The sequence below is a fragment of the Thiomicrorhabdus sediminis genome (genome assembly GCF_005885815.1).
In the GTDB taxonomy this organism is placed as follows: domain Bacteria; phylum Pseudomonadota; class Gammaproteobacteria; order Thiomicrospirales; family Thiomicrospiraceae; genus Thiomicrorhabdus; species Thiomicrorhabdus sediminis.
In genome coordinates, this window is the sequence record NZ_CP040602.1 from 909,897 (window position 1) to 930,323 (window position 20,427).

18 protein-coding genes and 4 tRNA genes are annotated in these 20,427 nt (G+C 45.5%); 20 read left to right on the forward strand and 2 right to left on the reverse strand.

Annotated elements, in window-relative coordinates; genetic code table 11:
- Nucleotides 1-5 precede the first annotated feature (5 nt).
- The 13 genes from plsX to FE785_RS04200 all read left to right on the forward strand — a co-directional run bounded on the left by plsX (nucleotide 6) and on the right by FE785_RS04200 (nucleotide 13,802).
- A complete protein-coding gene (plsX, locus tag FE785_RS04140; RefSeq protein ID WP_138564564.1) occupies nucleotides 6-1,079 on the forward strand; it encodes a phosphate acyltransferase PlsX in 1,074 nt (357 codons plus the stop codon).
- A 112-nt stretch (nucleotides 1,080-1,191) separates the two neighbouring features.
- Entirely contained in the window at nucleotides 1,192-2,169 is a 978-nt protein-coding gene (locus tag FE785_RS04145) for a beta-ketoacyl-ACP synthase III (RefSeq protein ID WP_138564565.1), read from the forward strand.
- Between the two features lie 73 nt (nucleotides 2,170-2,242).
- Complete coding sequence (gene fabD, locus FE785_RS04150; RefSeq protein ID WP_138564566.1) at nucleotides 2,243-3,166, forward strand: ACP S-malonyltransferase; 924 nt, start codon at nucleotides 2,243-2,245, stop codon at nucleotides 3,164-3,166.
- Nucleotides 3,167-3,274: 108 nt separating this feature from the next.
- Nucleotides 3,275-4,015, forward strand: coding sequence for a 3-oxoacyl-ACP reductase FabG (gene fabG, locus FE785_RS04155; protein ID WP_138565779.1), 741 nt, complete (start codon nucleotides 3,275-3,277; stop codon nucleotides 4,013-4,015).
- Between the two features lie 176 nt (nucleotides 4,016-4,191).
- A complete protein-coding gene (acpP, locus tag FE785_RS04160) occupies nucleotides 4,192-4,425 on the forward strand; it encodes an acyl carrier protein (protein WP_138564567.1) in 234 nt (77 codons plus the stop codon).
- Between the two features lie 152 nt (nucleotides 4,426-4,577).
- On the forward strand, nucleotides 4,578-5,816 hold the full coding sequence (gene fabF, locus FE785_RS04165; RefSeq protein ID WP_138564568.1) for a beta-ketoacyl-ACP synthase II: 1,239 nt from the start codon (nucleotides 4,578-4,580) through the stop codon (nucleotides 5,814-5,816).
- A 143-nt stretch (nucleotides 5,817-5,959) separates the two neighbouring features.
- The gene (locus tag FE785_RS04170; protein ID WP_138564569.1) at nucleotides 5,960-7,390 is read left to right on the forward strand and encodes an aminodeoxychorismate synthase component I; all 1,431 of its coding nucleotides are present in this window, start codon (nucleotides 5,960-5,962) and stop codon (nucleotides 7,388-7,390) included.
- 9 nt (nucleotides 7,391-7,399) lie between these two features.
- Nucleotides 7,400-8,314: an aminodeoxychorismate lyase gene (gene pabC / locus FE785_RS04175; protein WP_138564570.1), complete on the forward strand. Its 915-nt coding sequence runs from the start codon at nucleotides 7,400-7,402 to the stop codon at nucleotides 8,312-8,314.
- A 12-nt stretch (nucleotides 8,315-8,326) separates the two neighbouring features.
- The gene (gene mltG / locus FE785_RS04180) at nucleotides 8,327-9,448 is read left to right on the forward strand and encodes an endolytic transglycosylase MltG (protein WP_168188909.1); all 1,122 of its coding nucleotides are present in this window, start codon (nucleotides 8,327-8,329) and stop codon (nucleotides 9,446-9,448) included.
- A gap of 46 nt (nucleotides 9,449-9,494) precedes the next feature.
- Nucleotides 9,495-10,127, forward strand: a complete 633-nt coding sequence (gene tmk, locus FE785_RS04185; RefSeq protein WP_138564571.1) for a dTMP kinase — start codon at nucleotides 9,495-9,497, stop codon at nucleotides 10,125-10,127.
- A gap of 50 nt (nucleotides 10,128-10,177) precedes the next feature.
- Nucleotides 10,178-11,188: a DNA polymerase III subunit delta' gene (holB, locus tag FE785_RS04190; RefSeq protein ID WP_238696358.1), complete on the forward strand. Its 1,011-nt coding sequence runs from the start codon at nucleotides 10,178-10,180 to the stop codon at nucleotides 11,186-11,188.
- Nucleotides 11,185-11,964: a TatD family hydrolase gene (locus FE785_RS04195; protein WP_138564572.1), complete on the forward strand. Its 780-nt coding sequence runs from the start codon at nucleotides 11,185-11,187 to the stop codon at nucleotides 11,962-11,964. Before holB ends, FE785_RS04195 begins: the two co-directional genes overlap by 4 nt.
- Before the next feature lie 32 nt (nucleotides 11,965-11,996).
- Nucleotides 11,997-13,802, forward strand: a complete 1,806-nt coding sequence (locus FE785_RS04200; RefSeq protein ID WP_420856751.1) for an ABC transporter ATP-binding protein — start codon at nucleotides 11,997-11,999, stop codon at nucleotides 13,800-13,802.
- An 82-nt stretch (nucleotides 13,803-13,884) separates the two neighbouring features.
- Here FE785_RS04200 and folD read toward each other — a convergent pair whose 3' ends face one another.
- Complete coding sequence (gene folD, locus FE785_RS04205; protein WP_138564574.1) at nucleotides 13,885-14,748, reverse strand: bifunctional methylenetetrahydrofolate dehydrogenase/methenyltetrahydrofolate cyclohydrolase FolD; 864 nt, start codon at nucleotides 14,746-14,748, stop codon at nucleotides 13,885-13,887.
- A 279-nt stretch (nucleotides 14,749-15,027) separates the two neighbouring features.
- Between folD and FE785_RS04210 the strand changes: the two genes are divergently transcribed.
- The 5 genes from FE785_RS04210 (at nucleotide 15,028) to FE785_RS04230 (ending at nucleotide 16,153) form a co-directional block, all read left to right on the forward strand.
- A tRNA-Pro gene (locus FE785_RS04210) sits at nucleotides 15,028-15,104 on the forward strand.
- A 64-nt stretch (nucleotides 15,105-15,168) separates the two neighbouring features.
- Nucleotides 15,169-15,245 (forward strand) — tRNA-Arg (locus tag FE785_RS04215).
- Between the two features lie 30 nt (nucleotides 15,246-15,275).
- A tRNA-His gene (locus FE785_RS04220) sits at nucleotides 15,276-15,351 on the forward strand.
- 47 nt (nucleotides 15,352-15,398) lie between these two features.
- A tRNA-Pro gene (locus tag FE785_RS04225) sits at nucleotides 15,399-15,475 on the forward strand.
- A gap of 345 nt (nucleotides 15,476-15,820) precedes the next feature.
- Complete coding sequence (locus FE785_RS04230) at nucleotides 15,821-16,153, forward strand: Hpt domain-containing protein (protein WP_138564575.1); 333 nt, start codon at nucleotides 15,821-15,823, stop codon at nucleotides 16,151-16,153.
- Nucleotides 16,154-16,235: 82 nt separating this feature from the next.
- Here the strand turns inward: FE785_RS04230 and FE785_RS04235 are convergent, their stop codons facing one another.
- The gene (locus FE785_RS04235; protein ID WP_138564576.1) at nucleotides 16,236-17,288 is read right to left on the reverse strand and encodes a response regulator; all 1,053 of its coding nucleotides are present in this window, start codon (nucleotides 17,286-17,288) and stop codon (nucleotides 16,236-16,238) included.
- Nucleotides 17,289-17,746: 458 nt separating this feature from the next.
- Between FE785_RS04235 and FE785_RS04240 the strand changes: the two genes are divergently transcribed.
- Complete coding sequence (locus tag FE785_RS04240) at nucleotides 17,747-19,924, forward strand: methyl-accepting chemotaxis protein (protein ID WP_138564577.1); 2,178 nt, start codon at nucleotides 17,747-17,749, stop codon at nucleotides 19,922-19,924.
- A gap of 35 nt (nucleotides 19,925-19,959) precedes the next feature.
- The gene (locus tag FE785_RS04245) at nucleotides 19,960-20,322 is read left to right on the forward strand and encodes a response regulator (RefSeq protein ID WP_138564578.1); all 363 of its coding nucleotides are present in this window, start codon (nucleotides 19,960-19,962) and stop codon (nucleotides 20,320-20,322) included.
- Nucleotides 20,323-20,427: the final 105 nt, after the last annotated feature.

The window sequence follows — 20,427 nt, forward strand, 5'->3', positions numbered from 1 at the left end:
TTATCTTGGCTATTAATATTGCCGTTGATGCAATGGGCGGTGATCACGGTCTTCCGGTCACCGTTCCGGCATCATTAGATGCTTTAAAACTTTACTCTGATATTCATATCACTTTAGTCGGTCGAGAATCCGAGATTCGTGAAGAGCTGGCTAAGTATCAATATGATTCCTCACGTATCACCGTTCAGCATGCTGAACAGGTGGTTGAGATGGATGACCTTCCTTCCAAGGCTTTGCGTAACAAACGCCAGTCTTCAATGCGTATCGCCCTAAATCTGGTTAAGGATGAGCAAGCTCAAGCCTGTGTCAGTGCTGGTAACACCGGTGCTTTGATGGCGGTAGCCAAGTTTGTTTTAAAAACCATTCCTGGAATTGATCGTCCGGCTATTTGTACCTCTATGCCGACAATGAAAGGCCATGTTCATGTTTTGGACTTGGGTGCCAATGTCGGTTGTGATGGCGAAGCCTTGATGCAGTTCGCCCTGATGGGATCGGTGTTGACTCGCGCGGTAGACGACAACCCGGCACCACGTGTTGGTTTGTTGAATATCGGCGAAGAAGAGATTAAAGGTCATCAACGAATCAAAGATGCCCACGCCTTGTTAACTCAAACGTCAATTAACTATATCGGTTATATTGAGGGCGATGATATTTATAAGGGTGATGTGGATGTTGTGGCTTGTGACGGTTTTGACGGTAATGTCGCCCTGAAATCAAGTGAAGGCGTTGCCAAAATGATCGCTTTCTATCTCAAGCAGTCATTTAGTAAAAATCTATTGACCAAGCTCGTTGCGCTGATTGCCTATCCGGTTTTGAAATCTTTTAAAGACAAGGTTGATCCACGCCGTTACAATGGTGCATCCTTGTTGGGGTTACGTAAGATCGTTATTAAGAGTCACGGCGGCGCGGATCAGTTTTCATTTTTGAATGCGATCTCTGAAGCGCGTCTTGAAGTGGCGAAAAACGTACCCGATTTGATTTCGGCGGAAGTGTCCCAGCTTTTGCAGGAACTAAAACCGCTAAAGTCTGCCGATGACGCAGCTCAGGTCGAACAGGTAAAAACTGCTAAGTCAGTCTGACTTGGCGGTGTTTAATTACTCGATAGCAGTAGTTAACCCCTAACTCACAGCTTTAATGCAGCATGATAAAAGCGCACTGCGCTGATCGGCTACAAACTGATAAGAATATAGTATGAGCGAAAAAATCTATAGCCGTATTATCGGTACGGGCGGTTATTTACCGGAAAAAATTCTCACTAATGCGGATCTGGAAAAGATGGTCGATACCAGTGACGAATGGATTCGTGAGCGTACCGGTATTCAACAGCGCCATATCGCTGCCGATGGGCAGACTACTTGTGATCTAGCCGAGGTCGCTTCTCAACGCGCGCTGGAAATGGCGGGAATTGATGCTCAATCGATTGATCTGATTATTGTTGCTACGACCACTCCTGATAAAATTTTCCCAAGTACTGCGTGCCTATTGCAGCAGCGCTTGAATATCCACGGCTGCCCGGCATTTGACGTGCAAGCGGTTTGTTCCGGTTTTGTCTATGCATTAAGTGTTGCCGACCAGTTTATTAAAACCGGTATGTCGAAACGCGCTTTAGTGGTCGGTGCAGAGACCCTGTCTCGTATTACCAACTGGGAAGACCGTAATACTTGCGTATTATTTGGTGACGGCGCCGGTGCGGTGATTTTGGAAGCTTCAAACGAAGCCGGTATCCTATCGACGCATATTCATGCCGATGGCGAATATGAAGAGTTGTTGCATGTGCCGTCAGGGCCTTCGAAAAAGCCGCAGACCGACGAGATTGCGGAAAGAACCATGTCGATGAAAGGCAATGAGGTCTTCAAGGTTGCAGTGAATACCTTGAGCCGTATCGCGACGGAGACTTTGGCTGCCAATAATATGCAAAAGGAAGATATCGATTGGCTGGTACCGCACCAAGCCAATATGCGTATTATTAATGCGACCGCTAAAAAATTGAAATTGCGTGATGACCAAACCGTGGTTACAGTACACAAGCACGCAAATACCTCAAGCGCATCGGTACCGATGGCGTTGGATGAGGCGATCCGAGACGGCCGCATTCAGCGCGGCCAGACGCTCCTGCTGGAAGCGTTTGGCGGTGGCTTCACTTGGGGCTCAGCCTTGATTAAATATTAAATTACTTTTCTAAAAACCCTCAAAACGAGGGTTTTGTACTTTTATAGTCGGATAAACTTACAGGAATTACGCTATGTCATATGCTTTTGTTTTCCCGGGACAGGGTTCACAATCGGTTGGAATGTTGGCAGAGTTGGCCGAAAGCCACGCTACCGTTACTCAAGTGTTTGAAGAGGCTTCACAAGCACTGGGTTATGATCTTTGGGATGTGGTGCAAAACGATGCTGAAGGTAAATTAAACCAGACCGATGTCACGCAGCCTGCGATGTTGGCTTCCGGGATTGCCGTATATGAAACACTTAAGTCTCAGGTGGAAACTGCACCGGCCTTTATGGCAGGGCACTCATTGGGTGAATATACCGCGTTGGTGGCAAGTGGCGCTATGAGCTTGGCTCAAGGTGTGCAGTTGGTAGAGTTGCGTGGTCGTTTAATGCAAGATGCAGTGCCTTCAGGTCAAGGTGCGATGGCGGCAATATTGGGTTTGGAAGACGCTCAGGTTGTGGCTGTCTGCGAACAGGCTGAAGGTGTGGTTGAAGCGGTTAACTTCAACTCTCCGGGGCAAGTGGTGATTGCCGGTAATAAGCCTGCGGTTGATGCGGCGATGTCACTGGCGACTGAAGCCGGGTCTTCGCGTGTGGTGCCGCTGCCGGTATCGGTACCGTCGCACTGTTCCTTAATGAAACCGGCTGCGGATGAGTTGGCGAAGACTCTAGCGGATATGGATTTGCAGATGCCACTAGTACCGGTATTGCATAACGTCAATTTCAGTCAGGCGGCTTCAACCGATGAAATTAAAGCGTTACTGGTTCAGCAGCTTTACCGTCCGGTACAGTGGGTGGAAACGGTAAATGCCATGAAAGCGCAAGGTGTGGAAGGTTTGTACGAATTAGGTCCTGGCAAAGTTTTGATGGGCTTGAACCGTCGCATTGACCGTAAAATGGGGATGCAGGCGGTATTCGACAATGCCTCTCTGGAAAAAGCCTTGGCAAGTTTGTAAGCAAATTATTAGAATAAGCAAAAAATTAATACAGATTTAGGCGCTTGCTGTGCTGAATCAGATAATCTAAAACGACACTTTATATAAAGAAGAATCAGGGTGGAAATGATGTTAACAGGTAAAATCGCTTTTGTTACCGGTGCGAGCCGTGGGATTGGTAAAGCCATTGCCTTGGATTTGGCGGCAAACGGTGCCACAGTTATTGGTACAGCGACTTCGGAAGGTGGTGCGCAAGCGATTAGCGACTATTTAAAAGAAGCCGGTGCAACAGGTTGTGGAAAGTGCCTGAATGTGACCGAACCGGAAATGATTACTGAAGTTCTGGCAGAAATCACTAAGGAGTATGGCACACCGACAATTTTGGTGAATAATGCCGGTATCACTCGCGACAATCTATTGATGCGTATGAAAGACGATGAGTGGGATGATATTATCCAAACCAACCTTAATTCGGTATACCGAATGAGTAAGGCGTGTTTGCGCGGCATGATGAAAGCCAAAGGCGGTCGTATTATCAATATCGCTTCTGTAGTCGGTGTGATGGGAAATGCCGGTCAAACTAACTATGCGGCCGCAAAAGCCGGTATTATCGGTTTCAGCAAGTCTTTGGCTCGTGAAGTCGGTGCGCGTAATATTACCGTTAACACCATTGCGCCTGGATTTATCGAAACCGATATGACCAAAGCCTTGCCTGAAGAGCAGCGTGAAGCCTTGGCAGCACAGATTCCATTGCAGAGTTTGGGGCAGCCGGAAGATATCGCTCGTTCGGTAACTTTCCTGGCTGGTGATGGCGGAGCTTATATCACCGGTCAGACGCTGAATGTTAATGGCGGAATGTATATGGTTTAAAAGTCAAAAAAAGGCTTTTAAATCAATAAAGTAGATTTTATTAACTGGAATTTGGATTTTGGTTTTCTGATTCACCTATTTTAGGGCTTGAAAAACTTGCTCTTTAGAGGGAAAATACCCGAATTGAATTTCAATAACATTTTTTAAACAGACATATATTTATATTGGAGAATTCCATGAGCAGTATTGAAGAACGCGTAAAGAAAATCGTAGTAGAGCAACTAGGTGTTGAAGAAGATCAAGTAACAGCTGATGCCTCATTTGTTGATGATTTAGGTGCGGATTCTCTAGATACAGTTGAACTAGTAATGGCTTTGGAAGAAGAGTTTGATTGCGAAATTCCTGATGAAGAAGCAGAGAAAATCTCTACTCTAGCTCAAGCTACAGCTTACGTAGAAGCTAACCTATAATAAGTTTTACTGCTTGCAGTGAGATTTCGAAAAAGCCGTGTTAAAGCGGCTTTTTTTATGTATAAAGAATTTGTGAAGCAGAGATCATATCTGTTGAGAACCGAAAAGCTTTCCCCTTAGCTATCGGTTCTATTTGGTAAGAGGATGAAATTTTGTCTAAGCGTCGTGTCGTGATTACAGGTTTAGGTGTTCTTTCCGCCATCGGTTTGGATGTTGAAGAGAACTGGGCAAGTCTAATGGCTGGTAAAAGTGGAATAGACTATTTCACTAAATTTGATACCGAAGCTTATGCGGTCAAGTTTGGTGGTGAGTTGAAAGGCTTTGATGTGACTCAATACATCAGCCCGAAAGAAGCCAAGAAAATGGATCCTTTTATTCATTACGGTATTGCAGCCGGTGCTCAGGCGATTCGCGACTCAGGACTGCAAGTGACTGATGAGAACGCACCGCGAATCGGTGTGTCGATGGGCTCCGGGATTGGTGGTATCGGTTCTATCGAAACACAACACAACACCATGTTAAAAGGTGGCCCACGTCGTGTGTCGCCATTTTTTGTGCCGAGCTCAATTATCAATATGATCTCTGGTAACCTGTCGATTATGTTCGGCCTAAAAGGACCGAATATGGCGATTGGCACCGCTTGTGCCACCGGTACCCATAGTATTGGTGATGCGGCACGTATGATCGAATATGGCGATGTCGATGTCATGGTGGCCGGTGGTGCCGAATACGCCACCACCGAAATGGGGCTGGCCGGTTTCGCCGCCGCTCGTGCCTTGTCTACCCGTAACGATAACCCGCAAGCGGCCAGTCGTCCTTGGGATAAAGATCGTGACGGCTTTGTCTTGAGTGACGGTGCCGGCGCGGTCGTTTTGGAAGAGTACGAGCACGCCAAAGCGCGCGGTGCGAATATCTACGCTGAAGTGATCGGTTTTGGCATGAGCGGCGACGCTTATCACATGACTTTGCCGGCTCAGGGCGGTGAAGGTGCGGCACGTTGTATGCAGACCGCGTTGCAAAATGCCGCCATTGATGCGGATAAGATTGATTATATCAATGCGCACGGGACTTCAACGCCTGCCGGTGATGTCTGCGAAACCTCGGCGGTGAAGTCGGTGTTTGGCGAGCACGCTTATAACTTGGCGATGAGCTCGACCAAATCGATGACCGGTCACGCTTTGGGTGCGGCTGGTGCAATGGAAGCGGTGTTTACCGCATTGGCGATTAAAAACCAGATGTTACCGCCGACCATCAATCTGGAAAACCCGGAAGAGGGTTGTGATCTGGATTATGTCGCCGACGGTGCGCGTGCGGCGAAAATCGATTATGCCTTGTCGAACTCTTTCGGTTTTGGCGGTACCAACGCGACTATAGTGTTAGCAAAAGTTTAATTTCAGGGTTTGCTGCAAAAAGCGCTACAGGGTCTCTCTGTGGCGCTTTTGTCGTTTAATAAACAAGCAAAAAACAATCAACTCAAGTAAACTGTACGCATTGAATCAAGGCGTATTGTGTCACTCCACATGACAATCAAAGTATGACAACCTTAATTTCCTCACCAGCCCATCAAGCCAGTAGCCAAGTCGAAACGGTTGCTCTGGATAATCTTCGTGTTAGTGATTTCGATTTGAGTGCTCTGCATGAAATCAACCGCGCGCGCTATCCGTTTTTATTGGAAAGCGTCGCCAAAGGCGAGTTGGGGCGTTTCGATATTTTGATGGCGTTTCCACAGCACACCCTACAGCTGGATAACCCAGCCGAAGCGACGGACTTTGTTAAAGAGGTTGAACAACAGTTCATCGAATCCATCAATCCACAACATCAGTGTGAATATGATTTACCGTTTATTGGCGGTTGGTATGCTTATTTCAGTTATGACTATGCACAGATTGTCGAGCCGGTTTTGGAACTACCGCAATCGGAGTTTCCGCTTGCTTATTTGAGTCGTATTCCGGCTGCGGTGATTATCGACCATGAAAACGGTAAACTGTTGCTGGTCGCCGAAACCGGTTTCGCGCAGCTATTGCCTAAAATGCAAGCCGATATCGAAGCGCTGCTGCTTAGCCAGGCCGACAACAAGCAAAGCCCGCAGCAGAGCGCCGAGCATATCGAAGTCAGCGCTGAGCAGGAAGAGCCGGAAAGCAAATACCTGCAAGGTGTCGAAGCCATTAAAAACTATATTCTTTCCGGCGATATCTTTCAGGTCAATCTGTCGCGTTTATGGCAGGTGGCATTGGCGCAAAACACGGATTATCTTCAGGTTTATCGCGCCTTACGGGATTCCAATCCGGCACCTTTTGCGGCTTTATGCTGTATGAGCGATGCTCAAGGCAAACCTTGGCAGGTGATCAGCTCCTCACCGGAGCGTTTGGTCAAATATAAAAATGGCTGGGTCGAAACCCGACCGATTGCCGGTACACGAAAAAGGGGCGATGATTTAGTCAAAGACAAGGCGTTGATCGAAGAGTTGATCCAACACCCGAAAGAACGCGCCGAGCATATCATGTTGATTGATCTGGAGCGCAATGATCTGGGGCGCATCAGCGAGCCGGGAACGGTCGAGGTGAATGAGTTGATGGTGGTCGAAACCTATCAGCATGTGCATCATATCGTTTCCAATGTTCGTGGTCGTCTAAGAGAAGGCTTCTCACCATTGGATATTGTCCATGCGCTGTTTCCCGGCGGCACCATTACCGGTTGTCCGAAGATTCGCTGTATGCAGATTATCGCCGAGCTTGAACAGATGCCGCGCGAAGCCTATACCGGTTCTTTAGGTTATATCAATATCGACGGTTCAATGGATTTGAACATCCTGATTCGTACCATGATGCAGTTTGAGCAGGATAATAAACCGATTGTGCAGTTCAGAGCCGGAGCCGGAATTGTCGCCGATTCCGAAGCGCAGTTTGAGCTGGTGGAAAGTCGCCATAAAGCCAAGGGCTTGGTGATGGCTTTGCAAAAAGGGTAACGGTAACCGATGAGCGCAAGCAAGCCAAACCTATGGATTGACGGTGTCTTACAAAGCCAACTTGATCTTGATGATCGGGCCATTCAGTATGGTGACGGTTTCTTTACCACGGTTGCGGTATTTGAACAGCAGGTTTTGAATTGGTCAGCGCATCAACAGCGTATACATAACGGTTTTAGTAAGCTGAAAATCACCGCGATTGATTTGACTTTGATTGAAAAATGGTTGGCCGAAGCTTTGCAATATTATTTTTCCCAAAACCACGCTAGTAATGCGGTGGCCAAAATACTCATTAGTCGCGGACGAGGAGGCATCGGTTATCAACTGCCTGAAGCGCAAAAGCCTCGCTGTCTGATTTATATCAAACCCGCACCACAAGCGTTATTGCAAAAAAACGGCGCGATTAATGCCATGCTCTGCGAAACGCAAGCCTCCATTCAGCCGTTTGCCGGAATCAAGCATTTAAACCGTCTGGAAAATGTTATGGCGCGCTCTGAACTCTTAAACGCGGCGCACTGTGCCGAAGGGCTGATGCTAAACGCCGATCAAAAAGCGGTTTGCGGTACTCAATCGAATCTGTTTTTTATCGCATCAGCTAAAGACAGAGAACAGAAAATCATTTGCACGCCTAGACTCTGTCAAAGTGGAGTGCTCGGCACGACTCGACAAAGTCTGATTGCATTATTGAAAGAGCATGGTTGGCAGATTAATGAATCGGATTTTGCCTTGGCTTCAATCACCCAGGCGATAGAACTGTTCTTTTGTAATGCGGTGCGAGGTATCCAGTCTGTGGATAAGTTGTGTTTGGATGAGGTTGATATCGAGTTTGAGACAACAGAGACGACAAATTTACAAAAACTATGGAATGACTGGCAATATAGTCATGCATTACCCATTAGTCGGTTCAATCAAGAGAAACAATAAAACGGCATTTTAATGACTCAGCATAATAGCGATCATCATTCACATCAGCACTCAGGTCAACATCCGCAACAGCATCATGCGACGACGAAATCACGGTTTTCCCTTGGACGTTTTTTACTTTTATTGGTCACCCTATTGGCCTTGATTTTTGTCGTTATCATTTATGCCAAATTTCAGCAGTTTGTCAGTCAACCGATCGGTCAGGACAGCCAGACTAAGCAAAGCCAAGTTATCGAAATCAAACCGGGCAGCTCTTTACACAAGGTTGCCAATCAACTGCAACAGCAGGGCTTGATCAGCGATGCCAGAATGTTGGTCTGGTATATGCGTTATTTGAATAAGTCTCATGTGGTTAAGGCGGGTGAGTTTGAAATCAACCCTCAGTGGACAGTCGACGAACTGATTCGTGAACTGGAAAACCCGACCATCAAACATTATCCGGTGACATTGATTGCCGGGCAGACCATTGCACAGAACTTAGCGGCTATTGCCGAGCTGGAAAAAATCAAACGTGAATTGGATTTCAGTGATATAGAATCTTTGCAGGCATTGTTTTCTGTCGATAAAAAGGTTGATACAAAATACCCTTATGCCAATATCGAAGGCATGTTGTTGCCGGAAACCTATTATTACTTGTCCGGTGACAGTGATAAAACCATTATTTTGCGAGCCAAAAAAGCCGCGCAGGATTATCTCGCCAATGCTTGGCAGAATCGTGCCAAAAACCTGCCTTATAAAACACCTTATGAAGCGTTGATTATGGCATCGATTGTCGAAAAAGAGACCGGTTATGCACCGGAGCGCGCCTTAATCGCCGGGGTGTTCGTTAATCGTTTAAAACGCGGTATGCGCCTTCAGACCGATCCTACCGTGATTTACGGTATTGGTGCCAACTATGACGGTAATATTCGTAAACGCGATTTGCGCACCAAAACGCCTTACAATACCTATACAATAACCGGACTGCCGCCGACCCCAATTGCCTTACCTAGCAAAGAAGCGATTGATGCGGTGATGCACCCGCAAGCGACCAAGGCGTTGTATTTTGTCGCCAAAGGGGAAGGCAAACACCATTTCTCCAATACGTTGGTGGAACACAATAGAGCGGTAAACAAATATCTTTTAAATAAATAGATACTTAACAGACATTATTCACTTTAATTAAGTTTTAAGGACATTCATGGCAGGCCAATTTATCACTCTGGAAGGCACCGAAGGTGCTGGAAAATCAACCAATCTTCTGTTTATGCAGGAGTGGTTGGCGAAAAAGGGCGTTGATGTATTGGTGACTCGAGAACCGGGCGGCACCGAAATCGGTGAAGCGATTCGTGAAGTCTTATTGAATAAAGACTTTACCGCGATGCATGAGCAGACCGAACTGTTATTGATGTTTGCCGCCAGAGCGCAGCACCTGCAAGAGAAAATCTTACCGGCATTGGCCGAGGGTAAATGGGTCATTTCCGATCGTTTTACCGATGCAACCTACGCTTATCAAGGCGGTGCGCGAGGTATGGACTTCAGTGAAATCGCTACCATCGAAACTTGGGTGCAACGTGGCTTTCAACCGGATACCACGTTTATTTTTGATTTGCCGATAGAGATTGGTATGGCGCGTGTCGCCGCGCGGGGCGGGCAAACGGATCGTTTTGAGCAGGAAAAGCAGGCGTTTTTTGAAAAGGTGCGTCAAAGTTATCTGCAGCGTGCCGCTGCTGCACCAGAGCGTTATAAAGTTTTGGACGCTTCGCAAAACCTGCAACAGGTGCAAGCCGATATCAGTGCGCGACTCGAACAGATGCTTGCCAATGGCAGCTAACATTAGCAGATAACATTAAGTTTATTTCAAGCAAAAGAGAGGTTAGCTAAGTGCTGACAAGTGAAAACCTATATCCTTGGTTACAGCCGGTCTGGCAGCGTTGGCAGCAGATGCAGACGCGCTTGGGTCATGCTTATCTGCTTTCCGGGCCAAAAGGTATTGGGGTGGAGCAGTTTGTCGAACTCGCAGTGATGTCGTTGATGTGTCAAAACGGTTCCCAGGCTTGTGGAAACTGTGCCAATTGTCATCTGCTGGAAACACATCAGCATCCGGATTATTTTGTGCTGCGTCGGCTTGAAGAGAAAAAAGAGATTACCGTCGATCAGGTACGTGAGTTGATTTATAAACTCAACGAGACCTCTCACCAAGGTGGCTATAAAATTACCTGGGTTGATGGGGTCGAGTATCTTAATCAATCGGCCTTTAATGCGATTTTGAAAAACCTCGAAGAACCGGCGGCCAATACCCTGTTTATCCTTACCACTCATCAAATAGAGCGTTTACCGGCAACGATTAAAAGTCGTTGTCAGCTGATCGGTTTGCAGGCGCCGGCTTTAGCCGATGCCCAAAACTGGATTCATCAGCAAGCCCCGCAAGCCGATGCGGCTTTGATTAAACGTGCCTTGCGGCTGAATTGGGGCACTCCGGTGAATGCGTTGCAGTGGATTGAAAACTCCCGTTTTGAACAGGATAATCAGTGGAAAAACGATCTCAAACAGTTACAAAGCGGGCGTAAACTGCCTTCGCAGGTGATCGGCGATTGGCTCAAATGGCCGGAACCGGAAAGCGTATTCGATTATTTCTATCAGTGGACGGTCGGGGCGATTCGTTCGGTGATGTATCAAAGCGATGCACCGACGGATGACAGCCAGCAGGCCAATGTGCAGAATTGGCTGCGTTTCCAGCAAGCGGTATTGACCGCTCAGCAGTATTGGCAAGGTAATGCCAATAAAGAGCTTTTGCTGGAAAGTCTGTGTATGGAATGGTTGCAGATTCAACAGAGTCAGGCACCGCTTCAGAGTGTATTTAAATCAAAAATTCAAAGGGGACAGTTAGCGTGATTATCGATTCACATTGCCATCTAAATATTTTGCCAGAAGACAAAGTGGGCAGCGTTGAAGAGGTATTGGCCAATGCCAAAGAGCTGGGTGTGGAAAAAGTCTTGTGCGTGGCGATTAATCCAGAGCAGTGGCATGAAGTAATCGCCTTGGCGGAAAAGCACCCGCAAGTTTATGCCTCAATCGGCGTTCACCCTTGCGAAGACAAAGAAGTGGTCGTCACCGATGAGCAGTTGATCGAAGCGGCCTCTCACCCGAAAGTTTTGGCGATCGGCGAAGTCGGGCTGGATTATTTTCATTTTGAAAACGAGCCGGATATGAGTTGGCAGCACGAACGTTTCAAGCAGCATATTCGCATCGCCAAACAGTTGGATAAGCCGTTGATTATCCATACACGTAACTCTACTCCGGATTGTTTGAGCATTTTGGAACAAGAAGGTGCCGATGAAGTGGGCGGCATTATGCACTGTTTTGTCGAGGATATGGCTACCGCCGAACGTGCCATGGCGATTAATTTCTATATTTCGTTTTCCGGTATCGTCACCTTCAAGAATGCCAAAGAACTCAAAGAAGTGGCGGCACAGATGCCTTTAGATCGAATTTTGGTGGAGACCGATTCACCTTATCTGGCACCGGTGCCTTATCGTGGTAAAACCAATCAGCCTGGCTATACCCACTACGTGGTGCAGGAGATTGCCGATTTGAAGGCCTTGCCTTTCGAGTCGGTGGCGCAAGCCACCACCGATAATTTTAATCGCCTTTTCAAACAAGCAAGTTAAGGCGGTACAAAATGCGTGGTTATGCACAGGAAATGCCAAAACAAAAGGTCAAAGTAACGGCTTTAAGTGAGCACTCCTATACTTGGCAACGTATTTTCAATTTGGTTAAGCGCCATAAACCGGCGTTAATCAAAGCGCATATTATTGCGCTTCTGGCAATGCTCGCCACGGTGCCTTTACCGTTGCTATTGCCCATTCTGGTGGATGAGGTATTACTGAATCAACCCGGATTTATCGTTAATACCTTAAATAACTGGGTATCGCCTAGCTGGCACGGTCCTGTCTATTATATTGTTGCCATTACCATTGTAACCGTCGTACTGCGTTTTGCCGGACTGCTGTTTGGAGTCTGGCAGATGCAGCAGTTCACCGTGATTGCCAAAGAGGTCACCTTTCAAATTCGCCGCGATCTATTGGCCAAGGTGCAACATGTTGCTATGGCGCAGTATGAAACCATGGGTAGCGGTAGTGTTTCAGCGACTATGGTGAACGATGTTAATACCATCGATACTTTTCTTGGTACAACCGTTAGCAAATTGTTGATTGCGCTGTTCAGTCTGGTTGGGGTGACCGCGGTATTGCTTTGGCTTAACTGGCAGTTGGCGCTGTTTATTCTGTTTATGAACCCGCTGGTAATCTATTTCACCATGCGCATGGGGCGTAAGGTCAAAACGCTGAAAAAAGATGAAAACTCGGCTTTAGATATTTTTCAGCAATCCTTAACCGAGACGCTTGATGCGCTGCAGCAGGTGCGCGCCGCCAATCAGGACAGATCGTTTTTCGATCGCATTCGCGGCAATGCGTTGGACATTAAAAAGACCTCGGAGGCCTTTACCTGGAAAAGTGATGCGGCCAGTCGTTTCTCGTTTATGATTTTTTTGGTCGGTTTCGATATTTTCCGCGGTGCCAGTATGCTGATGGTGGTGTTTTCCGATCTGTCCATCGGGCAGATGATGGCGGTATTCGGTTATCTTTGGTTTATGATGGGGCCGGTTCAGGAGGTCTTGGCGATTCAGTACGGTTACAGTGCCGCGAGCGGCGCTTTGCAACGTATCAACGAGGTATTGGATTTACAACAAGAGCCGCGTTATCAAGAAAAGCATAATCCGTTTATCGGTGCTGACCCGGTATCGGTTTCCGTCAAAGATTTGTGTTTTAAATATCCGGGTAAAAACGATACCGTCTTGCAAAACCTCAACTTTACCATTGCACCGGGGGAGAAGTTGGCACTGGTGGGTGCCAGCGGCGGCGGCAAAACCACGCTGGTGCAATTGCTGCTCGGGTTTTATGAAGCCAGTAGTGGACAGGTGCTCTATGACAATGTGCCGATAGAGCAGATAGGTCAATCCGTAGTTCGCGAACATGTCGCCACCGTACTGCAGCATCCGGCACTGTTCAACCAAACCATCCGTTTTAATCTGACGCTTGGCCAGGAGATTGATGATGACAAGCTCTGGCAGGCATTAGAACTGGCTCAGCTGGCGGATAAGATTAAAGAGTTGGATAAGCAGCTCGATGCAGTTGTCGGGCGCAGTGGTATCAAGCTTTCCGGTGGTCAGCGTCAACGTCTGGCAATTGCGCGCATGATTCTACAAGATCCGAAAGTGGTGATTATGGATGAGGCCACCTCGGCATTGGATATGGAAACCGAACGCCAGTTGTATCAAGATCTGGCACCGTTTTTAGAAAACCGTACCACCTTGATTGTCGCGCATCGTTTAAGCTCGATTCGTCAGGCCGATCGCATTATGGTATTTGAAGACGGTCATATTATCGAATCCGGCAGTCATGATGAGTTAATACAGCAGGAGGGGACTTATCACAAGCTGTATCGCTAACAGCGTGGTGAGAAATGGCAGGCAATAAAAAAGCCGGAGAGAATTATCATTCCGGCCTTTTTGTTTGCAGCGGAATTTTCAATTATTTCAGCTTGCAATCCAACTGATAGGCCACCTTCATGGTGTTTTCCAATAAGGTCGCGATAGTCATCGGACCAACGCCGCCCGGAACCGGTGTGATCCAGCTGGCTTTTTCTTTGGCTACATCATATTCAACGTCACCACAAAGCTTGCCATCGTCCATACGGTTGATACCGACATCAATGACAATTGCGCCGTCTTTAATCCAGTCACCTTTGACCATGTTCGGAATCCCGACACCGACCACGACTAAGTCCGCGCGGCCAACCTGTTCCGCCAAATCTTTGGTCGCACTGTGACAAATCGTTACGGTAGCGCGTTCATTTAACAGTTCCAACATCATCGGTACACCAACGATATTCGACGCGCCGACCACAACCGCATTCAAACCACGCAATGGAATCCCTGTTTTTGCCAACATGGTCATAACACCGTGTGGCGTGCAAGGCATTAGTTGCGGCATACGTGTCGCCAAACGACCGACATTGTATGGGTGGAAGCCATCGACATCTTTGCAAGGGTGAATACGTTCGATGATTTCTTCCGGGTTGATATGGTCCGGAACCGGTAACTGCACAATAATACCGTGTACATCATCATCCGCATTTAGCTTATCGATTAATGCCAACACTTCCTCTTGTGAAGTCGAAGCCGGTAAGACTTCAGAGACATCTTTAAAACCGGCTTTTTCACAAGCCAGTTTTTTATTGCGCACATAAACTTGAGAAGCCGGGTCTTCACCAACCATAATCACCGCAAGGCCAGGGCGCTTATTTCCCTGGGCAACTTGACGTTCCACTTCGTCTTTAATTGAGTTGCGTAACTCTTCTGCAATCGCTTTACCGTCAAGAATTTTTGCGGTCATCGCTGGCTCCTTAAAATCATTTAGCTGAATATGAGAAAAATAATGTCGATTATTTTAACCGATTTCTTAAATTTCAGAAAAAAAAGCCATTATTTAAAAGGTTTTTTTATAGAGTCGAAAATGCCGGCAAAATCGCAATCTATATTGAATCAAATAATGAATCAAATACTTAGCAAAAGCCCGCTGGAGCGGGCGTAAAATATATGCGAAAAAAACCATTTTTTTTATAAATAGCAGTTGACAGTTTTCGGGGGCGTCTATACAATACGCCCCATCTTACGGAGTGTAGCGCAGCTTGGTAGCGCACCTGTTTTGGGTACAGGTGGTCGGGGGTTCAAATCCCTCCACTCCGACCATATTCTGATTATGGTGAAGACAAATCTGTTGTTTTCACCATAATGAGTCAAAAGGTTCGATAGAGCGCCCATAGCACAACTGGATAGTGCATCGCCCTTCTAAGGCGAGGGTTTCAGGTTCGAATCCTGATGGGCGTGCCATTTTTGGTTCGTTTATCAATATCTACCATGGCGGATGTAGCTCAGTTGGTAGAGCCCAGGATTGTGATTCCTGTTGTCGCGGGTTCGATCCCCGTCATTCGCCCCATTTTCTTTATGTTTTTATCTCAATTCTTAGATAAGGGCATTTCTGTTCGGAGTGTAGCGCAGCTTGGTAGCGCACCTGTTTTGGGTACAGGTGGTCGGGGGTTCAAATCCCTCCACTCCGACCATTATCCTCATATTTATTATTCTTCAATATCTTTTTGCTTAATCCTGGTTCGACGATCTGTTTCTATAACTTTATTTTGAAGTTCTTTTCATTGATGTCTGAGGTTCAATTTAATCAAGTGACAATGCTTGTTTGATGGCTTTCAGGATATAGACCTCTATCATTCGTTCCATTTGCTTTATACTGTCTTTATAAGAGCTCTCCTCTTATAGGTTTATTTTTATTAAAGCCACTCTACAAATATTTGCTAAATTTATTACGCCATCATTCAAGCTATTCCAATGATTATCGGTGAGCTTAACCCGAATAAATTTATTGGAATCTTATTTTAATTTAAGGTGAATCAATGATCGATTTTGAAAAGTTTGAAGCGCAATTCGGTATGAATAAAGACGATTTTTTGATGTTTTTGGATGAGTTTGAACAAAGATTGACAGATGATCTGCCCGAACTTGAATCTTTATTGGCTCAGCTTGATTTTCCCAAAGTGTCTGCTGCGGCACATAAGCTAAAAACCCCAGCGGCAACCTTAGGTTTAACTAACTTGAACAGCTTGTTTTTAGCCATGGAGACAAATGCGAAGTCTGAGCCGGATATTGATTTTCTAAAAGAAAATATGAAAAAAATAGAAGAGGAATCCGCCTTGTTCCGTAAGGAGTTGAATGATTTCAAAAGCTAAGCGGGTGTTGCTGAGCCAAATCATATCTTGACACTGTGACAATCGCTAAATGGATTTTAGTTTGATCGATCTGCGCGTTGTATTATGCAAATTGATTTTTGATCTTTATTATTTCTTCTAACTCAGATTCAAACACCGATACCACTTTGGGATCGAAATGTTTTCCACTCAGATCCTTTATTAGTTCAATAGCGGCCTCAACCGTCCATTTTTGCATATAAGGTCTAGACGAAGTTAAAGAATCAAATACATCGGCAACGGCAACGATGCGACCTACCATGGGGATTTCATCACCAGCAAGCCCGTTTGGGTATCCCGAACCATCCCATTTTTCATGATGCGTCAAGGCGATCTCTTTGGCCATTGTCATCAAGTCACTGTCATTACCATCCAGTATTTGAGCACCTAATAAAGTGTGTTGCTTCATCACTTCCCACTCTTGAGCGTCAAGTTTCCCGGGTTTGCTTAGAATGCTATCGGGAATATTGATTTTCCCTATATCATGCATTGAGCTAGCATTTAAAATCAATTCACATTGATAGTCATCAAACCCCAGATTTTTAGCAAGGAGGGCGGAAATATTGCTTATACGAAGAATGTGGTTACCGTTTTCCTTTTCGTTGAACTCCGCCGCCCAACCTACACGTTGGATAATCTGCAAGCGTTCTTCATGTAGCTGTCGGGTGCGTTGCAGTACCATTTTTTCGAGATCTACTTTTTGCATGTACAGCGATTTATGAGCGAGTTGTATTTCAATTAGATTTTTCACTCGCACCAGTAGTTCATCGACTTTAAATGGCTTGGTAACGAAATCTCGAGCTCCAGCTTCTAGGGCTTTGACTAAAAACTGTTCGGTGTTTTGTGCGGTCAAAATCACAATAGGAGGAAGTAAAGGGTCATTCAATGCCTTTAGTTGTGCCATTACTTGATAGCCATCGCAATGTGGCATATTAAGGTCAAGTAAAATCAGGTCTGGGCGGTTGGTTTGATAGATGGCAGATACATTTCTGGGGTCGGTTTCTGTCAGTATCGATGTATAGCCGTTGTTGCTTAATATACGCTCCAGTAGTTTTAAATTGATTGGTTCATCATCTACTGCAAGAATTACCGCATTTTTAAACTCAGTGTCATTCATTGAATTTTCCGATTGTTTTCTGTTTGTGATGCTTTGCTTGAAAACATTAAATCACATTCACGATAAATAATCTTAACAGTGATTTAGCACCATTAGATGTATATGAATGGAACCTTACTTGAAAAATGATGATCCGTTCAGCACAAATTCTAGCGTGTATAAGTGGGCAGGTTTTATTTGTCGCTTTTATTGAATACTGAGTGAATCGGTCATGTCTAAGTGTTTCTAGCTCGGCATTTGGCCTCTATAAAGTCAATTTGAGATCTGCGCTACAAAAAAATGTGGCACGCTTATTTCTTTCTGATATATTGAGTTAAAAAATAATTCGGGAAAAATGATTAAAAGTCAGTGGTTAACTGGTTGTTATTCCAGTTTATTTAGTACTTTTGCCTATTTTTACCTGCCTGTATGGTTTTTATTGTCAGCTTTAAACCATGCGCTTTTAGAGGAGAGGTTTAATGAGTTCTGCCAAGGAATATATCCTGCCTGATGATTTGGTAATACTTTCAACATCTGATTTACAAGGCAATATTATCGACTACAACGCCGGCTTTCGCGAAGCCTCGGGGTACACAGATAAAGAAATTGCCGGTAAGCCACATAATATCCTCAGGCATGAAGATATGCCTAAAGAAGCTTTTCAAGATTTTTGGAATACCATACAGGCCGGCATGCCTTGGCGAGGACTGGTCAAAAATAAGCGCAAAAACGGTGATTATTACTGGGTAATGGCTAATGCTACCCCAATTATTGAAAACAAAAAAATCACCGGTTATCTTTCTGTTCGTTATCCTGCAACCGATGCTGAAAAACAATTCGCTACCAAGCTTTATGCGAATATCAAGGCAGGTAAAGCCTCATTTCCTTGGACTCAAAAAGAGTCTAAAATCAAAAAAATTGCAGCACCTCTAACAGGGGCTGTTGTTGCCGGTCTGGCTGCCTTTGGGTTGTTCATGAACACCCCTATGGACTCCGCAGCGACTGGCTTTTTTGTACTTAGCATTTTAACGATGCTATTTACCTTGGTGACCTTGTCTAAAACGAATTCAATCAATGAAAATCTGTTGAAAGGCATTGAAAATATCGCCAACGGCAAACTTCAGCAAATTGTTGAAGATAAATCTGAGCTTGGTTTTATGTTGAATATGATCAGAACCAGGGTGGCTGAGGCTGAAGCCAAAAACTATGACGCGGCAAAAGAGTCCGCCATTCTAACCACAGCGATGAGTAGCGCCAGTACTAACCTGATGGTTGCGGACGCAGACTTTAATATCACCAGTATCAACCAATCGTTAGCGGAAATGTTTAAACGCAATGAGCAGCGTATCCAGCAGGCGTTACCTGATTTCGATGCAAATGCCGTTGTCGGTTCCAATATGGATGTTTTCCATAAGGACCCGGCGCACCAAAGAAAGATGGTTGCTGCATTACGTGAGCCATGGAATGGCGATCTGTTCGTTTCGGACTTGATTCTTGAATTGACCGTGGTGCCGATCGTTCACAATAACAAAAATGACGGCTATGTGGTCGAATGGTTGGATAAGACGGATGAAATCAACAATATCAAAGATATCACTCGAGTGCTGCATCATATTGAGGAAGGCGATTTCAACTACCGTGTTGATGTACAGCCTGGCGATTTAGAGGAGTTGGGTAACGCCATCAATAGCACTATGACCACATTGGGCGGTGTCATGACGGCAATGAGCGATGTGATGTCCGCCCAAGCATCCGGGGATCTTACCCAAGAGCTGCCTAAGGGGGTTTTCAAAGGACAGGTGCATAACCTAAAAAATGCGATGAACTTTTCATCCAATAAAATGAAAGAAGTTGTAGGTATGACCGTTAATGTCTCCAATCAAGTCAATACTACAGCGATTGAAGTTGCTCAAGGTTCAAGTGATTTGAGTCGTCGAGTTCAGCAACAGGCCGCTGCTTTAGAAGAGACCTCTGCCACAATGGAGGAAATCAACTCTCAAGTACAAAGCAGTAGTGCTAATGCGCAAGAAGCGCATAAACTCTCCAGTGATGTTCAGAGCAAGGCTGAAAGTGGTGTAACTGTGATGCAAAGAACGATTGAAGCCATGAACGCAATAGATGAATCAAGCAATAAAATCTCCGAGATTGTGACTTTAATCGACAGTATCGCTTTTCAGACTAATTTGTTGGCATTGAACGCGGCGGTTGAAGCGGCGAGGGCTGGAGAGCACGGTAGAGGTTTTGCCGTGGTCGCTGGTGAAGTACGAAGCCTGGCGCAAAAATCGGCCGATGCCGCTAAAGACATCAAGGTGTTGATTGAAGAAACTGTGCAGCGAGTTTCTCAAGGTTCTTCATTGGCTAGCCAATCCGGTGATATGCTGGATGAAATTAACCAGGCAATCTTGTCTGTCACAAATATGGTTTCTCAGATTGCCGCAGCTTCAAAAGAACAGGCAGAAGGGGTTGATCAGGTAAACAAAGCGATTACGCAAATTGATGATGTGACCCAACAAAATGCCGCTTTGGTAGAGCAGACCAACGCTTCTGCAGAAGACTTGAAAAATCAGGCCGAGATTTTGCAAGAAGAAATGTCTTATTTCAAACTGGGAGAGACGAAGACGCTTGATGAGAAAAAGTATTCTTTAAAGAAAAAGTAATGTTCTGATTACTTGTTCTGTTGATTGGAAAGGTTATGCAAAATTTAAACATCCTTCTGTTTGAAGATGACGAGCTTTTACAACGCCTTCAGGTGAAGCTATTCGATTCAATGGGACATAGCACGACAGGGGTTGAAGATTGTCAAAAGGGTTTGGAGGTGTTAAAAAAACAGACCTTCGACATTATTTTCATGGATATTAATATGCCAGGCATCAACGGCATCGAATGTACGCGGAAAATTCAGGCTTTGGGAATTGACACACCGATTGTTGCTTTAAGCGGGCATGACAGGGAGAGTACTCAGGAAGAGTGTTTTGCAGCCGGAATGTGTGCTTTCCTAGAAAAGCCGACCAATAAAGTAAATTTTAATGCCTTGATTTCTGAGTTGCTGGGGTAGATTTTATAAAACTTCATTTTAAACAGTATAAGCCGTGTTTAACGGTTTTTTTACATGCTTTTTATCAAATTATCCAACGGATATTAGTGCACTCTGTTTATAGGG